Source organism: Streptomyces sp. NPDC004732, assembly GCF_040609235.1.
Lineage (GTDB): Bacteria > Actinomycetota > Actinomycetes > Streptomycetales > Streptomycetaceae > Streptomyces.
In genome coordinates, this window is sequence record NZ_JBEXJR010000017.1 from 1 (window position 1) to 17,524 (window position 17,524).

Below are 17,524 nucleotides of genomic sequence, written 5' to 3' on the forward strand. Positions count from 1 at the left end.
AGCGCAGCGGAATCGGCGCAGCCGACGCGACGCAGGAGCGCCCTTTACTCCCGGCCCGGAACCGCCACACTCCGCAAAAAACCGGGCGGCCCCGGCGACCATCCGGTGCAGGCCCACCAAAGCCGCCGCGTCGTCTTCACGACATACTTCCCCCGCCGGACGGGCAGCAGTCACACCCCCGACCCACCCCCACTTGGCCGACGCACCACCGCTTCCGGGACGCCCCCACCCCGTACCACCCGGTCACCCTTGGCCAACGCTTCCACCCCCTCCCGGCCCTCGCACGGGAACGGCCGAACGCACCCTGGCCGAAAGGCCGTTGAGGCCCTGCCCCCGATCACCGCGCGTACCGATGATGGCACCCCACGTCATCGAAGCGGCACGACCGGAGGGGACCCTCATGACCGACTCCAACGAGCCCACCCAGCCCGACCTGGAGCAGCTGGACGAGCGCGAGATGGCCGAAGCGATCGGGGCCGCGGCCCGCATCACCCTGGCCCCCGGCCCGAAGGAGGCGAGGGAGGCCCCCGCCGAGGCGCCCGCGCCGGACGACACGTGGACGTTGCCGGGCGGCACCGCGTGGGTGTACCTGGCCGACCCGAAGAAGGGGCTGGTCCGGCCCGTCATCCTCGCCGACGGCTTCAACTCGGGGCCGAGCGAGCTCGACTTCTCCTGGGAGATCCTGGAGCGCGGACCGTACGCGTTCATCAGCGCGCTGCACGGGCGCGGACATGACGTCATCCTGCTCGGCTTCGACGAGCGCAGCGCGTCGATCCTGGAGAACGCGGAGGTCGCGAGGGCCGCGATCCTGGAGGCGATCGCGCGCCGCACGGGCGACCGCCCGCTGACGGTGGGCGGGTTCAGCATGGGCGGACTCGTGACGCGGTACGCGCTGGCGAAGATGGAGCACGAGGGCGGGCCGGAGAACGACCACCAGACGGCGCTGTACTTCTCGTACGACAGCCCGCACCGCGGCGCCTGGATCCCCATCGCGCTGCAGGCGTTCGCGCACTACATCCGCAGCCTCAACGCCGCGTTCTCGAACCAGATGAACAGCCCGGCCGCACGGCAACTGCTGTGGCAGCACATCTCGGAGTGGCGGGACAGCCCGGAGACGGACAAGGAGCGCGGCACGTTCCTCGCGGAGCTGGAGCGGGTGGGCGGGTGGCCGTCGCGGCCCAGGAAGATCGGCGTGGCCAACGGGGTGCGCATCGGGGAGAGCAACGGGATACGCCCCGGTGAGCAGGCCTTCCACGGCAGGGGGATCGCCATCACCGGCACGCGTCTGTACACGCAGCCCGCGGGCGAGGAGGAACTCGTCGCACAGCTGAGGGTCGTGACCCTGCGCAGGCCGCACATCAACACCTCCGGACTGCCGGAGATCGACGGCGCCCCGGGCGGCACCCTGGAGGGCTTCGGCATCCTCGCCGACGAGCTGAACAAGGTCCCGGCCCTGATCGGCCTCCGCTCCGAGGCGGACATCCGGGAGCACTGCTTCGTGCCGACGGTCAGCGCCATCGCCCTGCGCGACATCGACACCCACGAGAAGCTGTACGAGCCGGTGACGGACGCCGCGGAGAAGGACAGCGAGCTGGACGAATTCCTCTGCGCCTCCCAGAACGAGGGCCACACCTTGGTCACCGAGGAACTCTGCACCTGGCTCCTGGAACGGCTGCCGTAGTTTCCGGCCGCCCAAGCGGGAGCTGGCGTACACTTTCCTGTACGTACAGGATCCTGTACATCCCAAAGGAGTCGCCATGCGCACGATGACCGCCACCGAGTCCCGGGCCAACTACGCCGAGACGCTGAATGCCGTGGTGGACGACCGCGAGGAGGTCATAGTGACCCGCGCGGGACACGAACCGGTGGTGATCGTCGCCCTGTCGGAGTACGAGTCCCTGAAGGAGACCGCCTATCTCCTGCGGAGCCCGGAGAACGCGCGGCGCCTGCTGGCTTCCATCGACCGCTTGGAGAATGGCGGCGGCACGGTTCGGGAGCTTGCCGAGTGAAGTTCGTCTGGGACGAATCCAGTTGGGCCGATTACGTGTGGTGGCAGGCCCAGGACCGCAGGGTGCTCAGGCGGATCAACACCCTGCTCCAGGACATCGCCCGCAACGGCAACGAGGGCATCGGAAAGCCGGAACCTCTGAAGCACGGATTCCAGGGTTACTGGTCCCGTCGCATCACGGACGAGCACCGGCTCGTCTACAAGGTCGTCGAGGACGAAATCCGCATCGCGGCCTGCCGCTACCACTACGAACGCTGAAGCGTCCGGTTCGAGAAACGCCCGAGGGCGGCACCCCTTCGTGAGAAGGAGTGCCGCCCTCGGTACGTCAGGACGTGATCAACCAGAGGTCGATCAGAAGTCCATGTCACCGCCCGGCATGCCGCCGCCGGCCGGGGCAGCGCCCGCCTTCTCCGGCTTGTCGGCGATGACGGCCTCGGTGGTGAGGAACAGCGCGGCGATGGAGGCGGCGTTCTGCAGGGCAGAGCGCGTCACCTTCGCCGGGTCGAGGATGCCCTCGGCGATCATGTCCACGTACTCACCGGTCGCGGCGTTGAGGCCGTGGCCGACGGTGAGGTTGCGGACCTTCTCCACGACGACGCCACCCTCGAGACCACCGTTGACGGCGATCTGCTTGAGCGGTGCCTCCAGGGCGAGCTTCACGGCGTTGGCGCCGGTCGCCTCGTCACCGTCGAGCTCGAGCTTCTCGAAGACGGCAGCGGCCTGCAGCAGGGCCACGCCACCACCGGCGACGATGCCCTCTTCGACGGCAGCCTTCGCGTTGCGAACGGCGTCCTCGATGCGGTGCTTGCGCTCCTTGAGCTCGACCTCGGTCGCGGCACCGGCCTTGATGACGGCCACGCCGCCCGCGAGCTTCGCCAGGCGCTCCTGGAGCTTCTCGCGGTCGTAGTCCGAGTCGCTGTTCTCGATCTCGGCGCGGATCTGGTTGACACGACCCTGGACCTGGTCGCTCTCACCGGAGCCGTCGACGATCGTCGTCTCGTCCTTGGTGATGACGACCTTGCGGGCGCGGCCGAGCAGGTCGAGACCGGCGTTCTCCAGCTTGAGGCCGACCTCCTCGGAGATGACGGTGCCACCGGTGAGGATGGCGATGTCGCCGAGCATGGCCTTGCGGCGGTCACCGAAGCCGGGCGCCTTGACGGCGACGGACTTGAAGGTGCCACGGATCTTGTTGACGACCAGGGTCGACAGGGCCTCGCCCTCGACGTCCTCGGCGATGATCAGCAGCGGCTTGCCGGACTGCATGACCTTCTCGAGGAGCGGAAGGAGGTCCTTCACGTTCGAGATCTTCGAGTTGACGATCAGGATGTACGGGTCGTCGAGCGACGCCTCCATACGCTCCATGTCGGTGGCGAAGTACGCCGAGATGTAGCCCTTGTCGAAGCGCATGCCCTCGGTGAGCTCAAGCTCGAGCCCGAAGGTCTGCGACTCCTCGACGGTGATGACGCCTTCCTTGCCGACCTTGTCCATCGCCTCGGCGATGAGCTCGCCGATCTGGGTGTCGGCGGCGGAGATGGAGGCCGTGGAAGCGATCTGCTCCTTGGTCTCGACATCCTTCGCCTGCTCAAGGAGGGCGCCGGAGACGGCCTCGACGGCCTTCTCGATGCCGCGCTTGAGGGCCATCGGGTTGGCACCAGCGGCCACGTTGCGCAGACCCTCGCGCACCAGGGCCTGGGCCAGGACGGTCGCGGTCGTCGTGCCGTCACCGGCGACGTCGTCCGTCTTCTTCGCGACCTCCTTGACCAGCTCGGCGCCGATCTTCTCGTACGGGTCCTCGAGCTCGATCTCCTTGGCGATGGAAACACCATCGTTGGTGATCGTGGGGGCGCCCCACTTCTTCTCGAGGACGACGTTGCGACCCTTGGGGCCCAGGGTCACCTTGACGGCGTCGGCGAGCTGGTTCATGCCGCGCTCGAGGCCGCGCCGTGCCTCCTCGTCGAACGCGATGATCTTGGCCATGTGAAGTGGTCCTCCCGGACGCGGTGGAAACACAAACGGATCGTGGGGTGCCCGCGACGGACGGCCTGCAGCCCTTGTGGTTCCTTGCCCCACTCGGCCTGCGGACCTCACCGGTCCGATCCAAGTTCTGTCACTCTCACTGGGAGAGTGCTAAGCCCAATGATTAGCACTCGACCCCTGCGAGTGCAAGCGCCTCTCGCAGATCCCGGACAGGCCCCTGGCCTACCCCGGACACCCCGGACGCACACGAGGGGCCCGTACCCCAGATGGGATACGAGCCCCTCGCGATGCTTGCTTCGGTGGTCGGTCGCGCCGAGCTAGACGGCGAGCTTGACCATGTCCGCCTGCGGACCCTTCTGGCCCTGCGAGATCTCGAACTCGACTCGCTGACCTTCTTCAAGGGTGCGGTAACCGTCCATCTGGATCGCGCTGTAGTGGACGAAAACATCCGCACCACCGTCGACCGCGATGAAGCCGTACCCCTTCTCCGCGTTGAACCACTTGACGGTGCCCTGAGCCATGCCTAACTCCCCTATTACTGGCCCTTGCACAGGACCGCACTTCGCGGACCCGGGTCAGACCTCACCCCCCACTGGTAGGGGTGTGCGCCGGAACGCGTCGACCGCCGCTGAATGTATCTGTCCAACTGCCGTCTGCAACAGGTCAATCGGACGAGAATTCTGGGCACGCGCGATCGGTAATATGCGGAGAATTCACCGGAAGTCAGGGCAAGTCGGGCCAGGCAAATGCCGCATAAGGATCAAATGGGCAGCGCTCTTTGGCTACTTCTTGTCGGCTCCAGGCCGACTTCGTATATGCACTCGGCACTGACGGCGAAGCACGCTTCCCAACTGTACCGCGCTCAACCATGCAGAATTGCCCCCTCCGTTTCTCTCGCGGAGGGGGCAATTCAGATAACGCAGGGTGCTTGCGTAAAGATTCAGCCGCCGGCGACGGCGGGAATGATCGAGACGCCGGCGCCGTCCGGAGTGGCCGTCTCCAGGCCCTGCTCAAAACGGACGTCGTCGTCGTTCACGTACACGTTGACGAAGCGGCGCAGCTTGCCCTGGTCGTCCAGGACGCGGGCGGCGATGCCGGTGTGGTTCTTCTCCAGGTCGGCGATGACCTCCCCGAGGTTCGCCCCCTCGGCGGCGACCTCGGACTTGCCGTCGGTGTAGGTGCGGAGAATGGTGGGGATCCGGACGTTGACGCTCATGGTGTTCACCTCAGAGGTTCGGGGGAGACGGCGCCCCTGGAAGGGGCGCGGGGAACTGCGCGACCAGCCACAGCGGGCCCGCAGGGAAGCTACGACCTATCCGGCAAGACCCGCGGAGCGAAACGCGTCGAGGCTCGGCTTGATCGTCGCGGTCGCCTGAGACCTCTCGGCGACCGCGTCGAGGGTCTTCAGACCGTCCCCGGTGTTCAGCACCACGGTGGTGAGGTTCGGGTCGATGAGCCCGGCGTCGACCAGCTTCTTGGTCACGCCGACCGTCACGCCCCCGGCGGTCTCCGCGAAGATCCCCTCACTCCGAGCGAGCAGCTCGATCGCTTCGACCACCTGCTCGTCGTTCACGTCCTCCACCGCACCACCCGTGCGCCGCGCGATGTCCAGCACGTAAGGCCCGTCGGCCGGGTTGCCGATCGCCAGCGACTTCGCGATGGTGTTCGGCTTCTGCGGGCGGACCACGTCCTGGCCCGCCTTGAAGGCCGCCGACACCGGCGAGCAGCCCTCGGCCTGCGCGCCGAAGATCTTGTAGGGCTTGTCCTCGACGAGACCGAGGGCGATGAGCTCCTTGAGCCCCTTGTCGATCTTCGTGAGCTGCGAGCCGGAGGCGATCGGGATGACGAGCTGGTCGGGCAGCTGCCAGCCGAGCTGCTCGCAGATCTCGTACGCGAGGGTCTTGGAGCCCTCGCCGTAGTACGGCCGCAGGTTGACGTTGACGAAGCCCCAGCCCTCGCCCAGCGGGTCGCCGATGAGCTCGGAGCAGAAACGGTTCACGTCGTCGTAGTTGCCCTCGATGCCGACGAGCTCGCCGCCGTACACCGCGGCCATGACGACCTTGCCCTGCTCCAGGTCGTGCGGGATGAACACGCAGGAGCGGAAACCGGCGCGGGCCGCGGCGGCGCCGACGGCGCCCGCGAGGTTGCCGGTGGAGGAGCACGACAGGGTGGTGAAGCCGAAGGCGCGCGCCGCTTCGAGCGCCTGCGCGACGACGCGGTCCTTGAAGGAGTGCGTGGGGTTGCCGGAGTCGTCCTTGACGAACAGCTTGCCCTGTTCGATGCCGAGCGCCGCGGCGAGGTTGTCGGCCTTGACGAGCTTGGTCCAGCCCGGGTTCAGGTTGGGCTTGTCGGCCACGTCGGCGGGGACGGGCAGGAGGGGGGCGTAGCGCCAGATGTTGGCGGGGCCCGACTCGATCTGCTTGCGGAGGGCTTCCGGGTCGCCGAGCGGCAGGTCGTACGCGACTTCGAGGGGACCGAAACACTCGGCACAGGCGAAGATCGGACCGAGCGGGAACTTGGTGCCGCACTCACGGCAGGAGAGGCCGGAGGCGGGCCCGAGGTCTACGGAAGAGGTGGTGCTTTCGGTGGCGACAGTCTGCACAGCCATGGAGGCGAGGCCCTTTCTCCTCATCTTCCTCGCGACGCATCTCGCCACGAGACGGAATTGGCACCTTCCCGAGCCGGGAGCCTCGCGGCGCTTACTGCGCACACGGTGACGAATGCGTCTACCGACGCGTGGCGGCTGGGTGGTTGCCGGGGCTTCAACGGGCCGTATCCCTCTGCCCCTCTGGATGAGCGGTATTCGATTATGGGTTTCAGTTGTCGATCTCAACGCGGCGGCGACCCCGACATGCGATGGTCACCGGCGTTGTTCAAGACTGTAACCGAAGCCCCGGACCCTTGAGATAGTCGTCCGAACCGCGAGATGGATCACATATGGGAGGACCACGACCGTGCTGGAAGAGGTCGAGCACTGGCTGAGCAGGCGTTCCTGGTCCGTCGCCGACCGCCCGCGGGACCGACTGGCCGCCGCAAAACGTGCGGGCGGCGCGTCGGTGAGCGTCGTGCTGCCCGCGCTCGACGAGGAGGGGACGGTCGGCGAGATCGTCGCCGAGATCCGTCGTGAGCTGATGGAGAAGGTCCCGCTGGTCGACGAGCTCGTGGTGATCGACTCCGGCTCCGGCGACCGTACCGCCGAGGTCGCCGCGGCCGCGGGCGCCAAGGTCGTCCACCGTGACGCGATCCTGCCGCGCGTGCCCGCGGTCCCGGGCAAGGGCGAGGTGCTGTGGCGCTCGCTGCTGGTGACGGGCGGCGACATCGTGGCGTTCGTCGACGCGGACCTGCGGGACTTCTCGGCGGACTTCGTCTCCGGCATCGTGGGCCCGCTGCTCACCGACCCGGACGTGGCGTTCGTGAAGGCGATGTACGACCGTCCGCTGGCCGGGGCCGCCGGGCAGGGCGGCCGGGTCACCGAGCTGATGGCGCGGCCGCTGCTGAACATGCACTGGCCGCAGTTGGCCGGTTTCGTACAGCCGCTGGGCGGTGAGTACGCGGCCCGCAGGTCGCTCCTGGAGCGGCTGCCGTTCCCCGTCGGGTACGGCGTGGAGCTCGGCCTGCTCGTGGACGCGCTGCATACCGTGGGCCTGGACGCGCTGGCGCAGGTCGACGTGGGGGTGCGCAGGCACCGGCACCAGGACGGGCAGGCGCTCGGGCGGATGGCGGCGGCGATCTACCGGACGGCGCAGCTGCGGCTCGCGCGCGGGCATCTCGTACGTCCCGAGCTGACGCAGTTCGTCCGCGGCGAGCACGGGTTCGAGCCGAGGACCCATCCGGTGGACACGGAGGAGCGGCCACCCATGGCCGATATCGCCGAGTATGCGCACCGTCGCGTGGCGTAACCGCTGGTTATGATCCGTTTTGCCTACATTGCCCTTTTATGTGGGTCAGACGTATGTGGGCACGAGATGCCATGAGAGCCATGCGGCGAGCGGGCGGACTGACGCTCGCCACCGCCACCGTCGCCGCCGGGGTGCTCACCGCGACCGCGACGCCCGCTTCCGCCGAGGTCATCGAGCCCTTCGCGAAGCGCTACGACGAATCGCTGTACGGGGACTTCAAGACCATCGGCAACACGGTCCTGGACTGCCCGACGAGCCCCGCCGACGTGGCCGCCTCCTGCAAGGAGACCCAGCAGGCCAAGGGCACCAAGAACAACAACAACTTCATCGAGCGCCGGATCGACACCGCGGGCCTGACCGGCACCTTCGACTCCAGCACCGGCCGGGTGACCGTCCCGCCGGGCGCCCAGGTCGACTACGCGCGCCTGTTCTGGGGCGGCAACGCGGGCACGCACCGCTTCGGCAGGACCGTGCGCGACATCTGCGACCTCAACCGCGAGGGCAACGAGCCCGTGGACCCGGCCCCCGGCGACCCGCTCACCACGAGCCCGGTCATCCGCGTCGGCGGCGGCGCCCAGTCCACGGTGAACGTCGAGAACGCGGTCCGCTCCCCGAACGCGACGCAGGGCCCGCACTACTACACGGCCGAGGCCGACGTCACCGACGCCTTCCAGGGCGCGCCCACCGGCAGCCCCGTCGAGGTGGCCGTCGGCAACGTCTGGGCGCCGTCCGGCCAGGGCTGTGTCGGCGGCTGGTCGCTGACCGTCGTCTACAAGTACGACGGGCCGAACGAGCAGTACGCGCCGGACCGCCGCAACGTCTACCTCTGGGGCGGCCACGTCATCCAGCGCTCGACCAGGCGCGCCGCGGCCCCGGACGGCTCCACCACCGTCCCCGTCGACGGCTTCTACCGCACCGAGGGCGACATCCACGCCAGCGTGACCGCTTACGAGGGCGACTGGAACACCAAGGGCGACCGGTTCCTCGTCGACGGCAAGCCGGTCACCGAGCCGCACTCGGGCAAGGCCGACAACTTCTTCGTCAGCGAGGACGACGGCGCGGTCAAGCCCAAGTACCGCAACAACCTGAGCATCGACGCCAAGGCGTTCGAGGTGCCGGACGGGGCGATCCCCGTGGGCGCCACGTCGGCGAAGCTGACCTTCACCAGCACCGGCGACGTGTACGTCCCCTCCCAGCTGGCGCTCTCCGTGCCGGTGCCGGACCTGGAGGTCACCAAGACCGCCTCGCCCGCGAAGGTGCAGCCGGGCGACAAGCTGACGTACACGGTCAAGGCGAAGAACATCAGCAAACTGCCCTATCCCGGCGCGAAGTTCAGCGACGACCTGAGCGGCAACCTCGACGACGCGACGTACAACCACGACGCGAAGGCCTCCACCGGGTCCGTCTCGTACACGAAACCGAAGATCGGTTACGTCGGTGACATCGGTCCCGGCGAGACCGCGACCGTCACCTACTCGGTCACCGTGAACGATCCGGTCAGCGGCGACGGCAAGCTGCTCAACAACGTCGACGTCCAGACCCCGCGCTCCAACTGCGACAAGGGCAGCACCGACCCGAACTGCACGTCCGAGCCGGTCATCGACATGCCCGTGCCACCGGTCGTCGTGGGCAGCTCCCCCGCCCGGCGGGTCGTCCCCGCATGCGGCTCGACCACGAACACGATCACCGTGCGCAACCCGTCGCGCGACCCCCGCATCGGCGCCACCGCGTCCTGGCCCGTGCGGCCCGGCACCAAGCCCGTGGCCAGTGCGGGCAAGGTCACCAAGCGGGGCTCCAGCTACGTGTGGCAGGGCAACGTCCGCGCCAAGGGGAAGGTCACCATCACCCAGCAGATCAAGGTGTCCTGCACCCCCGGCAAGGTCACCGTCATCACCGTGACGGCACCGGGCAGCAACTGCGCCAGGACGCGGCGCGGCGGCGACGACCCCTGCACCACGGCGATCCTCGCCCAGCGGGTGCAGGGCAGGGCCGCACCGGCACCGGAGCAGCCCGGACAGCCCGAGCAGCGGCAGTCCGGAGCGCAGCGGCCCGGCAAGCAGCAGCCCCGTGCGCGCGGTGAGCTCGCCGCGGCGGGCCACTCCCCGACCCTGCTCTACAGCGGGGCCGCGGCCGCGCTGTGCGGGCTCGGCGTGCTCGTGCTCGTCGCGGCACGCGGGCGCCGCGACTGACCCGCCCGGCACAGCGGAGCACGGCGGCCGGACCCCCTTCCCAGGGAGTCCGGCCGCCGTACGTTTGAGGGTTTCCGGGACTGGCTACGTTCTGCCACATGGTCTCCGAGTCCGCATCGTCAGCAGCGCACGTCCTCGTCGCGTCCAACCGCGGCCCCGTCTCGTACAGCGTGGGAGAGGACGGGGAGCTGAGCGCCAGGCGCGGCGGCGGCGGTCTCGTCTCCGGGCTCAGCGCCATCGGCGACACCGCCGATGGCCCCAGCGCCCTGTGGGTGTGCGCGGCGCTCGGCGAGGGCGACCGCGAGGCGGTGCGGCGCGGCGTCGGGGAGCCCGGCGTGCGGATGCTGGACATCGACGCGGCGATCCACGCGGACGCGTACAACGGCATCGCGAACTCGGTGCTGTGGTTCGTCCACCACATGCTCTACCAGACACCGCTCGAGCCGGTCTTCGGGCCGGAGTTCCGCGCGCAGTGGGCGGCGTACGAGACGTACAACCGGGCGTTCGCCGAGGCGCTGGCCCGGGAAGCGGCGCCGGGGGCGGCGGTCCTGGTGCAGGACTACCACCTGGCGCTGGTGCCGGGCATGCTCCGCGAACTCCGCGAGGACCTGCGCATCGGCCACTTCTCGCACACCCCGTGGGCGCCCTCCGACTACTTCCGGATGCTCCCCGACGACGTGGCCGAACAGCTGCTGCGCGGGATGCTCGGCGCGGACCGGCTCGGCTTCCTCACCGGGCGGTGGGCGGACGCGTTCACCGAGTGCTGCGTGCGGGTCGTCGGCGGCACGTCGGGCACCCGGATCGGGGTGCACGGGCTCGGCGCCGACGCGGACTTCCTGCGGGAGCGGTCGCGGCGGGACGACGTCGAGGAGCGGATGCGGGCGCTGCGGGAGCAGGCGGGCGAGCAGGACGGGGAGCGGCGCAGGCTGATCGTCCGGGTGGACCGCACGGAGCTGTCCAAGAACATCGTGCGCGGCCTGCTGGCCTACCGGGAGCTGCTCGACACCCGCCCCGAGTGGCGCGAGCGCGTCGTGCACGTCGCCTTCGCCTACCCGTCCCGGCAGGACCTCGCCGTCTACCGCGACTACACGGAGGAGGTCTCGCGGGTCGCCGCGGAGATCAACTCCACGTTCGGCACGGAGGGCTGGACCCCGGTCGTCCTGCACGTCAAGGACGACTTCGCGCGTTCGCTCGCCGCCTACCGGATGGCGGACGTGGCCCTGGTCAACCCCATCCGCGACGGCATGAACCTCGTCGCGAAGGAGGTCCCCGTCGTCTCCGACGAGGGCTGCGCGCTGGTCCTTTCGCGGGAGGCGGGCGCCCACGAGGAGCTCGCCGAGGACGTCCTCTCCGTGAACCCCTTCGACGTGACGGCCACGGCCGAGGCGCTGCACGCGGGCCTCCTCATGCCACTGGACGAGCGCGCCGAACGCACCAAGCGGCTCGCGGCGGCGGCGACGGCGCTGCCGCCCGCGCAGTGGTTCCTGGACCAGCTGCGGGCGCTCACCGGCTGACCCCGGGCAGTCCAAGCACCCCTTCCGTTTGTCCATGGGCGCCGGGGCGCGGGCGTCACTACGGTCCACGGCATGACTCTGCGTCGCACGAGCATCGTGGCAGCCGTGGTCCTGGCCGCGGCGGCGGCACCGCTGGCCCCCTCCGCCTCCGGTGCCTCCTCCGCCTCCGCCTCAGTGAAGGCGGCCACCCACTACGTCGACTGCGCCGCGGGCGACGACTCCGCGTCCGGCACCTCCGCGAGGACGGCCTGGCGCACGGTGGCCAAGGCGAGCGGGCACGCCTTCGGCCCCGGCGACCGGCTCCTGCTGAAGCGGGGCACGAGCTGCACGGGGGTGCTGGCTCCCAAAGGTGCGGGTGCGGCCGGCGCCCCCGTGCTCATCGACGCGTACGGAAGCAAGCGGGCCGCCAAGCCGCACATCGAGGGCGGCGGCGCCCGCGCGGCCCTCCACCTGGTCAACACCGAACAGTGGGAGATCCGGAACCTGGACCTCTCCAACACCGGGCCCGCCACCACCACCGAGCGCCGCGCGGGCCTCTACGTCCGGCTGGCCGACTACGGCGTGGCCCACCACTTCGTCGTCGACGGGGTGGACGTGCACGACGTGAACGGCGCCGACTTCAAGGACCCCGACCCCAGCGGCGGCATCCTCTTCACCGTCCAGGGCAGCGCGAAGCCCACCCGATTCGACGGCGTCCGCGTCGAGAACTCCACCGTGCGCCACGTCGACCGCACCGGCATCGCCACCTCCTCCACCTGGGGCCGCGACGTCGAGGGCGCCAACTGGCTCTCCACCGGCGTGCAGTTCCGGCGCAACAAGGTGTACGACGCGGGCGGCGACGGCATCGTCGTGCAGAAGGCCAGGGGCGCGCTCGCGGAGCACAACTACGTCGACGGCTTCAACATGCGCTCCGGCGGCTACAACGCGGGGCTGTGGGCCTGGCAGTCCGATGACGTGGTCTACCAGTACAACGAGGTGACCGGCGGCCACGGGACGCGCGACTCCATGGCGTACGACATCGACGGCGGCAACAACCGCAACGTCTACCGCTACAACTACAGCCACGACAACGAGGGCGGCTTCCTGCTGGTCTGCAACGCCGAGGACACGATCAGCGACGGCAACCGCGTCCACGACAACATCAGCATCAACGACCGCAACACCGCGTCGCCCTACGCCGTGATCTCCGTGGTCTGCGGCGCGTCGACGGACACGCAGGTCTACCGCAACACGGTCGTCACCGACCGCTCCGACACCGCCCTCGTCTCCAACAACGGGCCGTCCGGCGTCACCTTCCGCGACAACGTCTTCGTCGGCGCGCCCGGCGCGGGCTCCCCCATCAAGGACACGGTCAGCACGTACGAGGGCAACCTGTACTGGAACACCGCGCAGCCCCGCGACCCGAAGGCCGTGAACGCCGACCCGCGCCTGGTCTCCACCGCGCCGCGCGCCCCCGGCGACGTACGCCTGAAGCCCGGTTCACCGGCGCGGGGCGCGGGCACACCGACCGCCGACGGGACCACGCACGACTACTTCGGCCATCCGATCCCGAACCCGCCCAACATCGGGGCGGATCAGTCCAGTTGAACCAGAGATCAGTCGAGTCGAGCGCCGATCCACGACAGCAGCCCCACCACTCCGGCGGGACCGTCCACCACCAGGTCGGCCCGCCCGGCAAGCTCCGCGACCTCCGAACTGCCGCTGCACACGAGCAGACCCGCGATCCCGTCCGAGCGGAGCTTCTCCACGGCACCGAACGCGGGCAGGTCGCCGAGGTCGTCCCCGGCGTAGAGCACGGACTCGGCGCCCACCTCCCGCAGGTACTCGGCGAGGGCCACGCCCTTGTCCATGCCGGGCGGCCGCAGCTCCAGGACGAGACGGCCCGGCTCGACGATCAGGCCGTGCCGCGCGGCCAGCTCGCCCAGCGGCTCCCGCAGCGCCTCGAAGGCCGCCTGCGGATCCTGCGCCCGGCGCGTGTGCACCGCGACGGCCCGCCCCTTCTCCTCTATCCACGTGCCGCGCCAGGCGCCGCGCGCGTCCAGGAACCCGGGGAGCTCGGCGCGCACGGCCGCGACCCCGGGATGCGGCTCGGCGGCGCGCACCGTGCCGGTGACGGCGTCCCAGCGCTCGGCGCCGTAGTGCCCGAGGACGACGAGGTGCTCCAGGCCCGGCACGCCAGCGAAGCCGCCGTACCGCACGGCGACGCCCGCGGGGCGGCCCGTGACCACCGCCACCGAGCGCAGCCGCGGGGCGAGCGCGGCGAGCACGGGCGCCGCGTCGGGATGGGCGCGCGCCTGCTCGGGGTCGGGCACGATCGGGGCGAGCGTGCCGTCGAAGTCCAGTGCCACGACGGCCCGTTCGGGCCGGGCGAGCAGCGCGGCGAGACCGTCGCGCCCCGCCGGTGTCACGGGCTCGGGCCGGTCCGACAGTGAGTACGTAGGGTCACCCATGGGCCCGACCATAGTCGCGTCAGCGCTCGTCGCGCCGGGACTCCCGCACCCGGCGCAGCCTATTGACCGTAATCGGGTCGTGGGCGAGCGCCCGCGTGTCGTCGAGGAGGGCGTTCAGGATCTGGTAGTAGCGCACCGGAACCATCCCGAGCTCCTCGCGGATGGCACGCTCCTTGGCTCCCGGCCCCGTCCACTGCCGCCGCTCGAGGGCCAGCACGGCACGGTCCCGCGCGGAGAGCTCGTCGGACTCATCGGGCACGTCGGGCTCGCCGGGTCCGTCGGACTCGTGATCGGTCATGCCCGCACGCTACTCGGCGTTCTCCTCGGTCATCGCCCGGCTCTGGATCCGGCTCAGCACCGACTTGGGGTTGCCGCCCTCGCCGACCGTCTTGCCGATGTCCTTCTTGATGTCGGCCGAGACCTGCGCCCAGGACGTCTTGCCCACCGGGTACAGCTCGGAGGTCGGCAGTTCGTCGAGGAACTTGCCGAGCTCGGTGTGGCCGCGGTCCTTGGCCATCGCCTGGGACGCGGAGGTCGTCACCGGCAGGATGTCGTACTCGTTCGAGAACTCCAGCACGTTCTTCTTGCTGTAGGCGTAGTCCAGGAACTTGCCGACCTCCTTGCGGTGGCCGTTCTGCTTGAACGCCATCATCCAGTCGGCGACGCCCATCGTGCCCTGCGCCTTGCCGTTGACGCCGGGCGCCGGCACCATGCCGAACTTCACGCCCTTCTTGGCGGCCATCTTCATCAGCGTCGGGTGGCCGTTGAGCATGCCGACCTCACCGCGGGAGAACGCCGCGAACGCCTCGGCACGGTTCATCTTCGAGGGCGGCGTCGGGCCGGTGAGGCCCTTGCCGACGAGCTCGTCCCTGAGCCAGTCGAACGTCTTGGCGTTCTGCGGGGAGTCGATGGCGTACGAGCCGACGTTGTCGGTGTAACCGCCGCCGCCGCTGAGCATCCACATCAGCGTCTCGGCGGGCGCCTCCTCGGGGCCGAGGGGCAGCGCGTACGGGATCTTCACGCCGCGCGCCTTCAGCGCCTTCGCGTCGGACTGCAGCTCGCTCCAGCTCTGCGGGGGCGTGAGGTTCGCGTCCTTGAAGAGCTTGGTGTTGTAGAAGAGCAGGCGGGTCGAGGAGGCGAACGGCATGCCGTACTGGATGCGGTTGACCTCTCCGGCGCGCGAGAGGGGGGCCAGGAAGTCGGCCTGGGTGGCGATGGAGAGGAGCTCGTCGGCCTCGTAGAGCTTGCCCTGCGCGGCGTAGTCGGCGTACGCGCCGATCTGTGCCAGGTCGGGGGCCTCGCCCTTCTTGACCATCTCCTTGACCTCGCGGTCGACGTCGTTCCAGGAGTGGACGGTGACGTCGACCTTGATGCCGGGGTTCTCTTCCTCGAACCCCTTGGCGACCTTGTCCCAGTACTTCTGGGAGCTGTTCGCCGCGGAGTCGCCGTAGTCGGCGGCCACCAGCTTGAGGGTGACGTCGCCGGAGTCGCCGGGACCGCCGCAGCCGGCGAGTACGCCCGCCATGCCCAGTGCGGCCACCGCCGCGGTCAGTCCTGTCACGCGCCGCTGCACAGCTGTCCCACCCTCATTGCTTCCACGTTCCGGGCGCCTTTGCGCCCCCATGCCCTTGAACTGCTGAACTGCGAGTTTCCCCCGAGCCCGGACACAAGGTCTACACCACCCGAGTATCACTTGTGCAACGGCCTCCACAACTGCCCCCGCGCCGCCGCCCGCGGGCCCCCGCGGACCTCCCGCCGGGCGGCCGACCATTGCAGCCCGCCCCTGGCTGCTGCTATGCACATCACGTTCATGCACAGCACAACGGAAATGCACAACGGAAACCCCGCACCAGTCCCGCACTGACGAGGAGCCTCGGCGCATGTCGCGTACCGCAGAAGAAATAGCCACCCAGCCCGCATGCTGGCGCCGGGCGGTGGAAGCGGCCGCCGCCTTCGACGATCTGCCCAGGCCCGGTGAGCGGGTCGCCGTCACCGGCTGCGGGACGTCCTGGTTCATGGCCATCGCCTACGCGACGCTGCGCGAAGCGGCGGGCCTCGGCGAGACGGACGCGTTCGCCTCCTCGGAGTTCCCGGCGGGCCGCAGCTACGACCGCGTCGTGGCGATCACCCGCTCCGGCACGACGACGGAGGTCCTCGACCTCCTGACCCGCCTGAAGGGCACGGTCCCGACGCTCGCGCTCACGGCCGACCCGAAGACCCCCGTCATGGACGCGGCGGACGCGGTGGCGGTCCTGGACTGGGCGGACGAGGAGTCGGTCGTCCAGACCCGCTTCGCGACGACGGCCTTCGCCTTCCTGCGGGCCGGGCTCGGCCACATCCCCGGCCTGAAGACGCTCGACGAGGCGGCGGTCGACGCGGAGCTCGCGGTGACCGAGCCGCTGCCCGCGTCGGTCGTCGAAGCGGAGCAGTGGACGTTCCTCGGCCGCGGCTGGACGTACGGCCTCGCGCTCGAAGCGGCGCTGAAGATGCGGGAGGCCGCGGGCGCGTGGACGGAGTCCTACCCGGCGATGGAGTACCGCCACGGCCCCATCTCCATCACCGGCCCCGGCCGGGTGGCCTGGATGTTCGGCACGCTGCCGGAGGGTCTGGCGGCGGACGTGTCCCGGGTCGGCGGCGAACTGGTGGCCCGCCAGGAGTCGGACCCGCTCGCCGACCTCATCCGCGCCCAGCGCCTCGCCGTGGCCCTCGCGGAATCCCGCGGCTACGACCCGGACCACCCGCGCAACCTGACGCGGAGCGTGATCCTCAGCTGAGTCTGGCGGGGGCGCCCGGGGCGGTGGGGGCACCGAAGCCCCACCCGGCCCTGGGCGGCGGGGGTAACGGAGCCCCACCCGGCCCTGGGCGGCGGCCTTCGGCGCCCTGTCCCGCCACTCCGCGCCGGAAACCTCCCCTGACCGCCGGTCCCCGGCTCCCCGCCCGGAGGGACGCCCCCGGAAGCCGCCCACCACACCATCGGTTCCCGACTCCCCGCCCGGAGGGACGACCCCAGACCCACCGCTCCGCGGCGGAGACCTCCCTCACCGTCGATTCCCGACTCCCCGCCCGGACGAACGAACCCGGAAGCCGCCCACACCACCGGTCCCCGGCTCTCCGCCCGGAGGGGCAAACCCTGACCCGCCGCTCCGCGGCGGAAACCTCCCACACCGTCGGTTCCCGGCTCTCCGCCCGGAGGGGCGAACCCAGACCCGCCGCTCCGCGGCGGAGACCTCCCACCCACCCACCCGTTTACCCCGCACCGAACCGCCCCGTAGGAGCCGCCGCGGAGCGGCAAGGCATTACCGGGGGTCGCAGGTGCAGAGCAACGGGCGGGCGGGTGGGAAAAACGCCGCGGAGCGGCGGGGTATCGCCGCGGAGCGGCGGGGCATTACCGGGGCCGCAGGTGCGGGGTGCCGGGTGGGCGGGTGGGAAGGCCGCCGCGGAGCGGCGGGGTGTTGCCGGGGGCCGTAGGTGCGGGGTGACGGGAAGG

Annotated in this window: 15 protein-coding genes and 1 riboswitch; of the genes, 8 read left to right on the forward strand and 7 right to left on the reverse strand. The window is 70.2% G+C overall.

Features of this window, described 5'->3' with window-relative positions:
- Positions 1 to 400 precede the first annotated feature (400 nt).
- From ABZV77_RS36570 to ABZV77_RS36580, 3 genes are all read left to right on the forward strand, one after another.
- The gene (locus ABZV77_RS36570; RefSeq protein WP_356266642.1) at positions 401 to 1,681 is read left to right on the forward strand and encodes a hypothetical protein; all 1,281 of its coding nucleotides are present in this window, start codon (positions 401 to 403) and stop codon (positions 1,679 to 1,681) included.
- A gap of 76 nt (positions 1,682 to 1,757) precedes the next feature.
- A complete protein-coding gene (locus tag ABZV77_RS36575; RefSeq protein ID WP_356266644.1) occupies positions 1,758 to 2,009 on the forward strand; it encodes a type II toxin-antitoxin system prevent-host-death family antitoxin in 252 nt (83 codons plus the stop codon).
- Positions 2,006 to 2,266: a Txe/YoeB family addiction module toxin gene (locus ABZV77_RS36580; protein WP_356266646.1), complete on the forward strand. Its 261-nt coding sequence runs from the start codon at positions 2,006 to 2,008 to the stop codon at positions 2,264 to 2,266. Before ABZV77_RS36575 ends, ABZV77_RS36580 begins: the two co-directional genes overlap by 4 nt.
- A 93-nt stretch (positions 2,267 to 2,359) precedes the next feature.
- Here the strand turns inward: ABZV77_RS36580 and groL are convergent, their stop codons facing one another.
- The 4 genes from groL to thrC all read right to left on the reverse strand — a co-directional run bounded on the left by groL (position 2,360) and on the right by thrC (position 6,593).
- Positions 2,360 to 3,985, reverse strand: a complete 1,626-nt coding sequence (gene groL, locus ABZV77_RS36585) for a chaperonin GroEL (protein ID WP_356266648.1) — start codon at positions 3,983 to 3,985, stop codon at positions 2,360 to 2,362.
- Between the two features lie 317 nt (positions 3,986 to 4,302).
- Positions 4,303 to 4,506 carry a cold-shock protein gene (locus ABZV77_RS36590; RefSeq protein WP_005315736.1) on the reverse strand — a complete coding sequence of 68 codons (204 nt, stop codon included), beginning with the start codon at positions 4,504 to 4,506 and terminating at the stop codon, positions 4,303 to 4,305.
- A 419-nt stretch (positions 4,507 to 4,925) separates the two neighbouring features.
- Positions 4,926 to 5,201: a MoaD/ThiS family protein gene (locus ABZV77_RS36595; RefSeq protein ID WP_306333740.1), complete on the reverse strand. Its 276-nt coding sequence runs from the start codon at positions 5,199 to 5,201 to the stop codon at positions 4,926 to 4,928.
- A gap of 96 nt (positions 5,202 to 5,297) precedes the next feature.
- Positions 5,298 to 6,593, reverse strand: coding sequence for a threonine synthase (thrC, locus tag ABZV77_RS36600; RefSeq protein ID WP_356266651.1), 1,296 nt, complete (start codon positions 6,591 to 6,593; stop codon positions 5,298 to 5,300).
- A 17-nt stretch (positions 6,594 to 6,610) separates the two neighbouring features.
- A riboswitch (SAM riboswitch) is annotated at positions 6,611 to 6,784 on the reverse strand.
- A gap of 155 nt (positions 6,785 to 6,939) precedes the next feature.
- Between thrC and ABZV77_RS36605 the strand changes: the two genes are divergently transcribed.
- The 4 genes from ABZV77_RS36605 (at position 6,940) to ABZV77_RS36620 (ending at position 13,174) form a co-directional block, all read left to right on the forward strand.
- Positions 6,940 to 7,884 carry a glucosyl-3-phosphoglycerate synthase gene (locus ABZV77_RS36605; RefSeq protein ID WP_356266653.1) on the forward strand — a complete coding sequence of 315 codons (945 nt, stop codon included), beginning with the start codon at positions 6,940 to 6,942 and terminating at the stop codon, positions 7,882 to 7,884.
- Positions 7,885 to 7,964: 80 nt separating this feature from the next.
- Complete coding sequence (locus ABZV77_RS36610) at positions 7,965 to 10,073, forward strand: hypothetical protein (RefSeq protein ID WP_356266655.1); 2,109 nt, start codon at positions 7,965 to 7,967, stop codon at positions 10,071 to 10,073.
- 98 nt (positions 10,074 to 10,171) lie between these two features.
- On the forward strand, positions 10,172 to 11,587 hold the full coding sequence (locus ABZV77_RS36615; RefSeq protein ID WP_356266657.1) for a trehalose-6-phosphate synthase: 1,416 nt from the start codon (positions 10,172 to 10,174) through the stop codon (positions 11,585 to 11,587).
- Between the two features lie 72 nt (positions 11,588 to 11,659).
- Positions 11,660 to 13,174 (forward strand): right-handed parallel beta-helix repeat-containing protein, encoded by a 1,515-nt coding sequence (locus ABZV77_RS36620; RefSeq protein ID WP_356266659.1) that lies wholly within the window; start codon positions 11,660 to 11,662, stop codon positions 13,172 to 13,174.
- Between the two features lie 8 nt (positions 13,175 to 13,182).
- Here the strand turns inward: ABZV77_RS36620 and otsB are convergent, their stop codons facing one another.
- From otsB to ABZV77_RS36635, 3 genes are read right to left on the reverse strand one after another with little or no spacing between them, the layout of a single operon-like run.
- Positions 13,183 to 14,037: a trehalose-phosphatase gene (otsB, locus tag ABZV77_RS36625; protein WP_356266661.1), complete on the reverse strand. Its 855-nt coding sequence runs from the start codon at positions 14,035 to 14,037 to the stop codon at positions 13,183 to 13,185.
- A 19-nt stretch (positions 14,038 to 14,056) separates the two neighbouring features.
- Positions 14,057 to 14,335, reverse strand: coding sequence for a DUF3263 domain-containing protein (locus tag ABZV77_RS36630; RefSeq protein WP_356266662.1), 279 nt, complete (start codon positions 14,333 to 14,335; stop codon positions 14,057 to 14,059).
- Positions 14,336 to 14,344: 9 nt separating this feature from the next.
- Positions 14,345 to 15,562 carry an extracellular solute-binding protein gene (locus tag ABZV77_RS36635; RefSeq protein WP_356266908.1) on the reverse strand — a complete coding sequence of 406 codons (1,218 nt, stop codon included), beginning with the start codon at positions 15,560 to 15,562 and terminating at the stop codon, positions 14,345 to 14,347.
- Positions 15,563 to 15,917: 355 nt separating this feature from the next.
- Here ABZV77_RS36635 and ABZV77_RS36640 point away from each other — a divergent pair, with 355 nt between their 5' ends.
- Positions 15,918 to 16,811 carry a sugar isomerase gene (locus ABZV77_RS36640; RefSeq protein WP_356266664.1) on the forward strand — a complete coding sequence of 298 codons (894 nt, stop codon included), beginning with the start codon at positions 15,918 to 15,920 and terminating at the stop codon, positions 16,809 to 16,811.
- Positions 16,812 to 17,524: the final 713 nt, after the last annotated feature.

Coding starts and splice junctions, on each gene's coding strand:
- ABZV77_RS36570 (WP_356266642.1), top strand. CDS start 401: ATGACCGACTCCAACGAGCCCACCCAGCCCGACCTGGAGCAGCTGGAC.
- ABZV77_RS36575 (WP_356266644.1), top strand. CDS start 1,758: ATGCGCACGATGACCGCCACCGAGTCCCGGGCCAACTACGCCGAGACG.
- groL (WP_356266648.1), bottom strand. CDS start 3,985: ATGGCCAAGATCATCGCGTTCGACGAGGAGGCACGGCGCGGCCTCGAG.
- ABZV77_RS36590 (WP_005315736.1), bottom strand. CDS start 4,506: ATGGCTCAGGGCACCGTCAAGTGGTTCAACGCGGAGAAGGGGTACGGC.
- ABZV77_RS36595 (WP_306333740.1), bottom strand. CDS start 5,201: ATGAGCGTCAACGTCCGGATCCCCACCATTCTCCGCACCTACACCGAC.
- thrC (WP_356266651.1), bottom strand. CDS start 6,593: ATGGCTGTGCAGACTGTCGCCACCGAAAGCACCACCTCTTCCGTAGAC.
- ABZV77_RS36610 (WP_356266655.1), top strand. CDS start 7,965: ATGCGGCGAGCGGGCGGACTGACGCTCGCCACCGCCACCGTCGCCGCC.
- ABZV77_RS36615 (WP_356266657.1), top strand. CDS start 10,172: ATGGTCTCCGAGTCCGCATCGTCAGCAGCGCACGTCCTCGTCGCGTCC.
- ABZV77_RS36620 (WP_356266659.1), top strand. CDS start 11,660: ATGACTCTGCGTCGCACGAGCATCGTGGCAGCCGTGGTCCTGGCCGCG.
- otsB (WP_356266661.1), bottom strand. CDS start 14,037: ATGGGTGACCCTACGTACTCACTGTCGGACCGGCCCGAGCCCGTGACA.
- ABZV77_RS36630 (WP_356266662.1), bottom strand. CDS start 14,335: ATGACCGATCACGAGTCCGACGGACCCGGCGAGCCCGACGTGCCCGAT.
- ABZV77_RS36635 (WP_356266908.1), bottom strand. CDS start 15,562: ATGGCGGGCGTACTCGCCGGCTGCGGCGGTCCCGGCGACTCCGGCGAC.
- ABZV77_RS36640 (WP_356266664.1), top strand. CDS start 15,918: ATGTCGCGTACCGCAGAAGAAATAGCCACCCAGCCCGCATGCTGGCGC.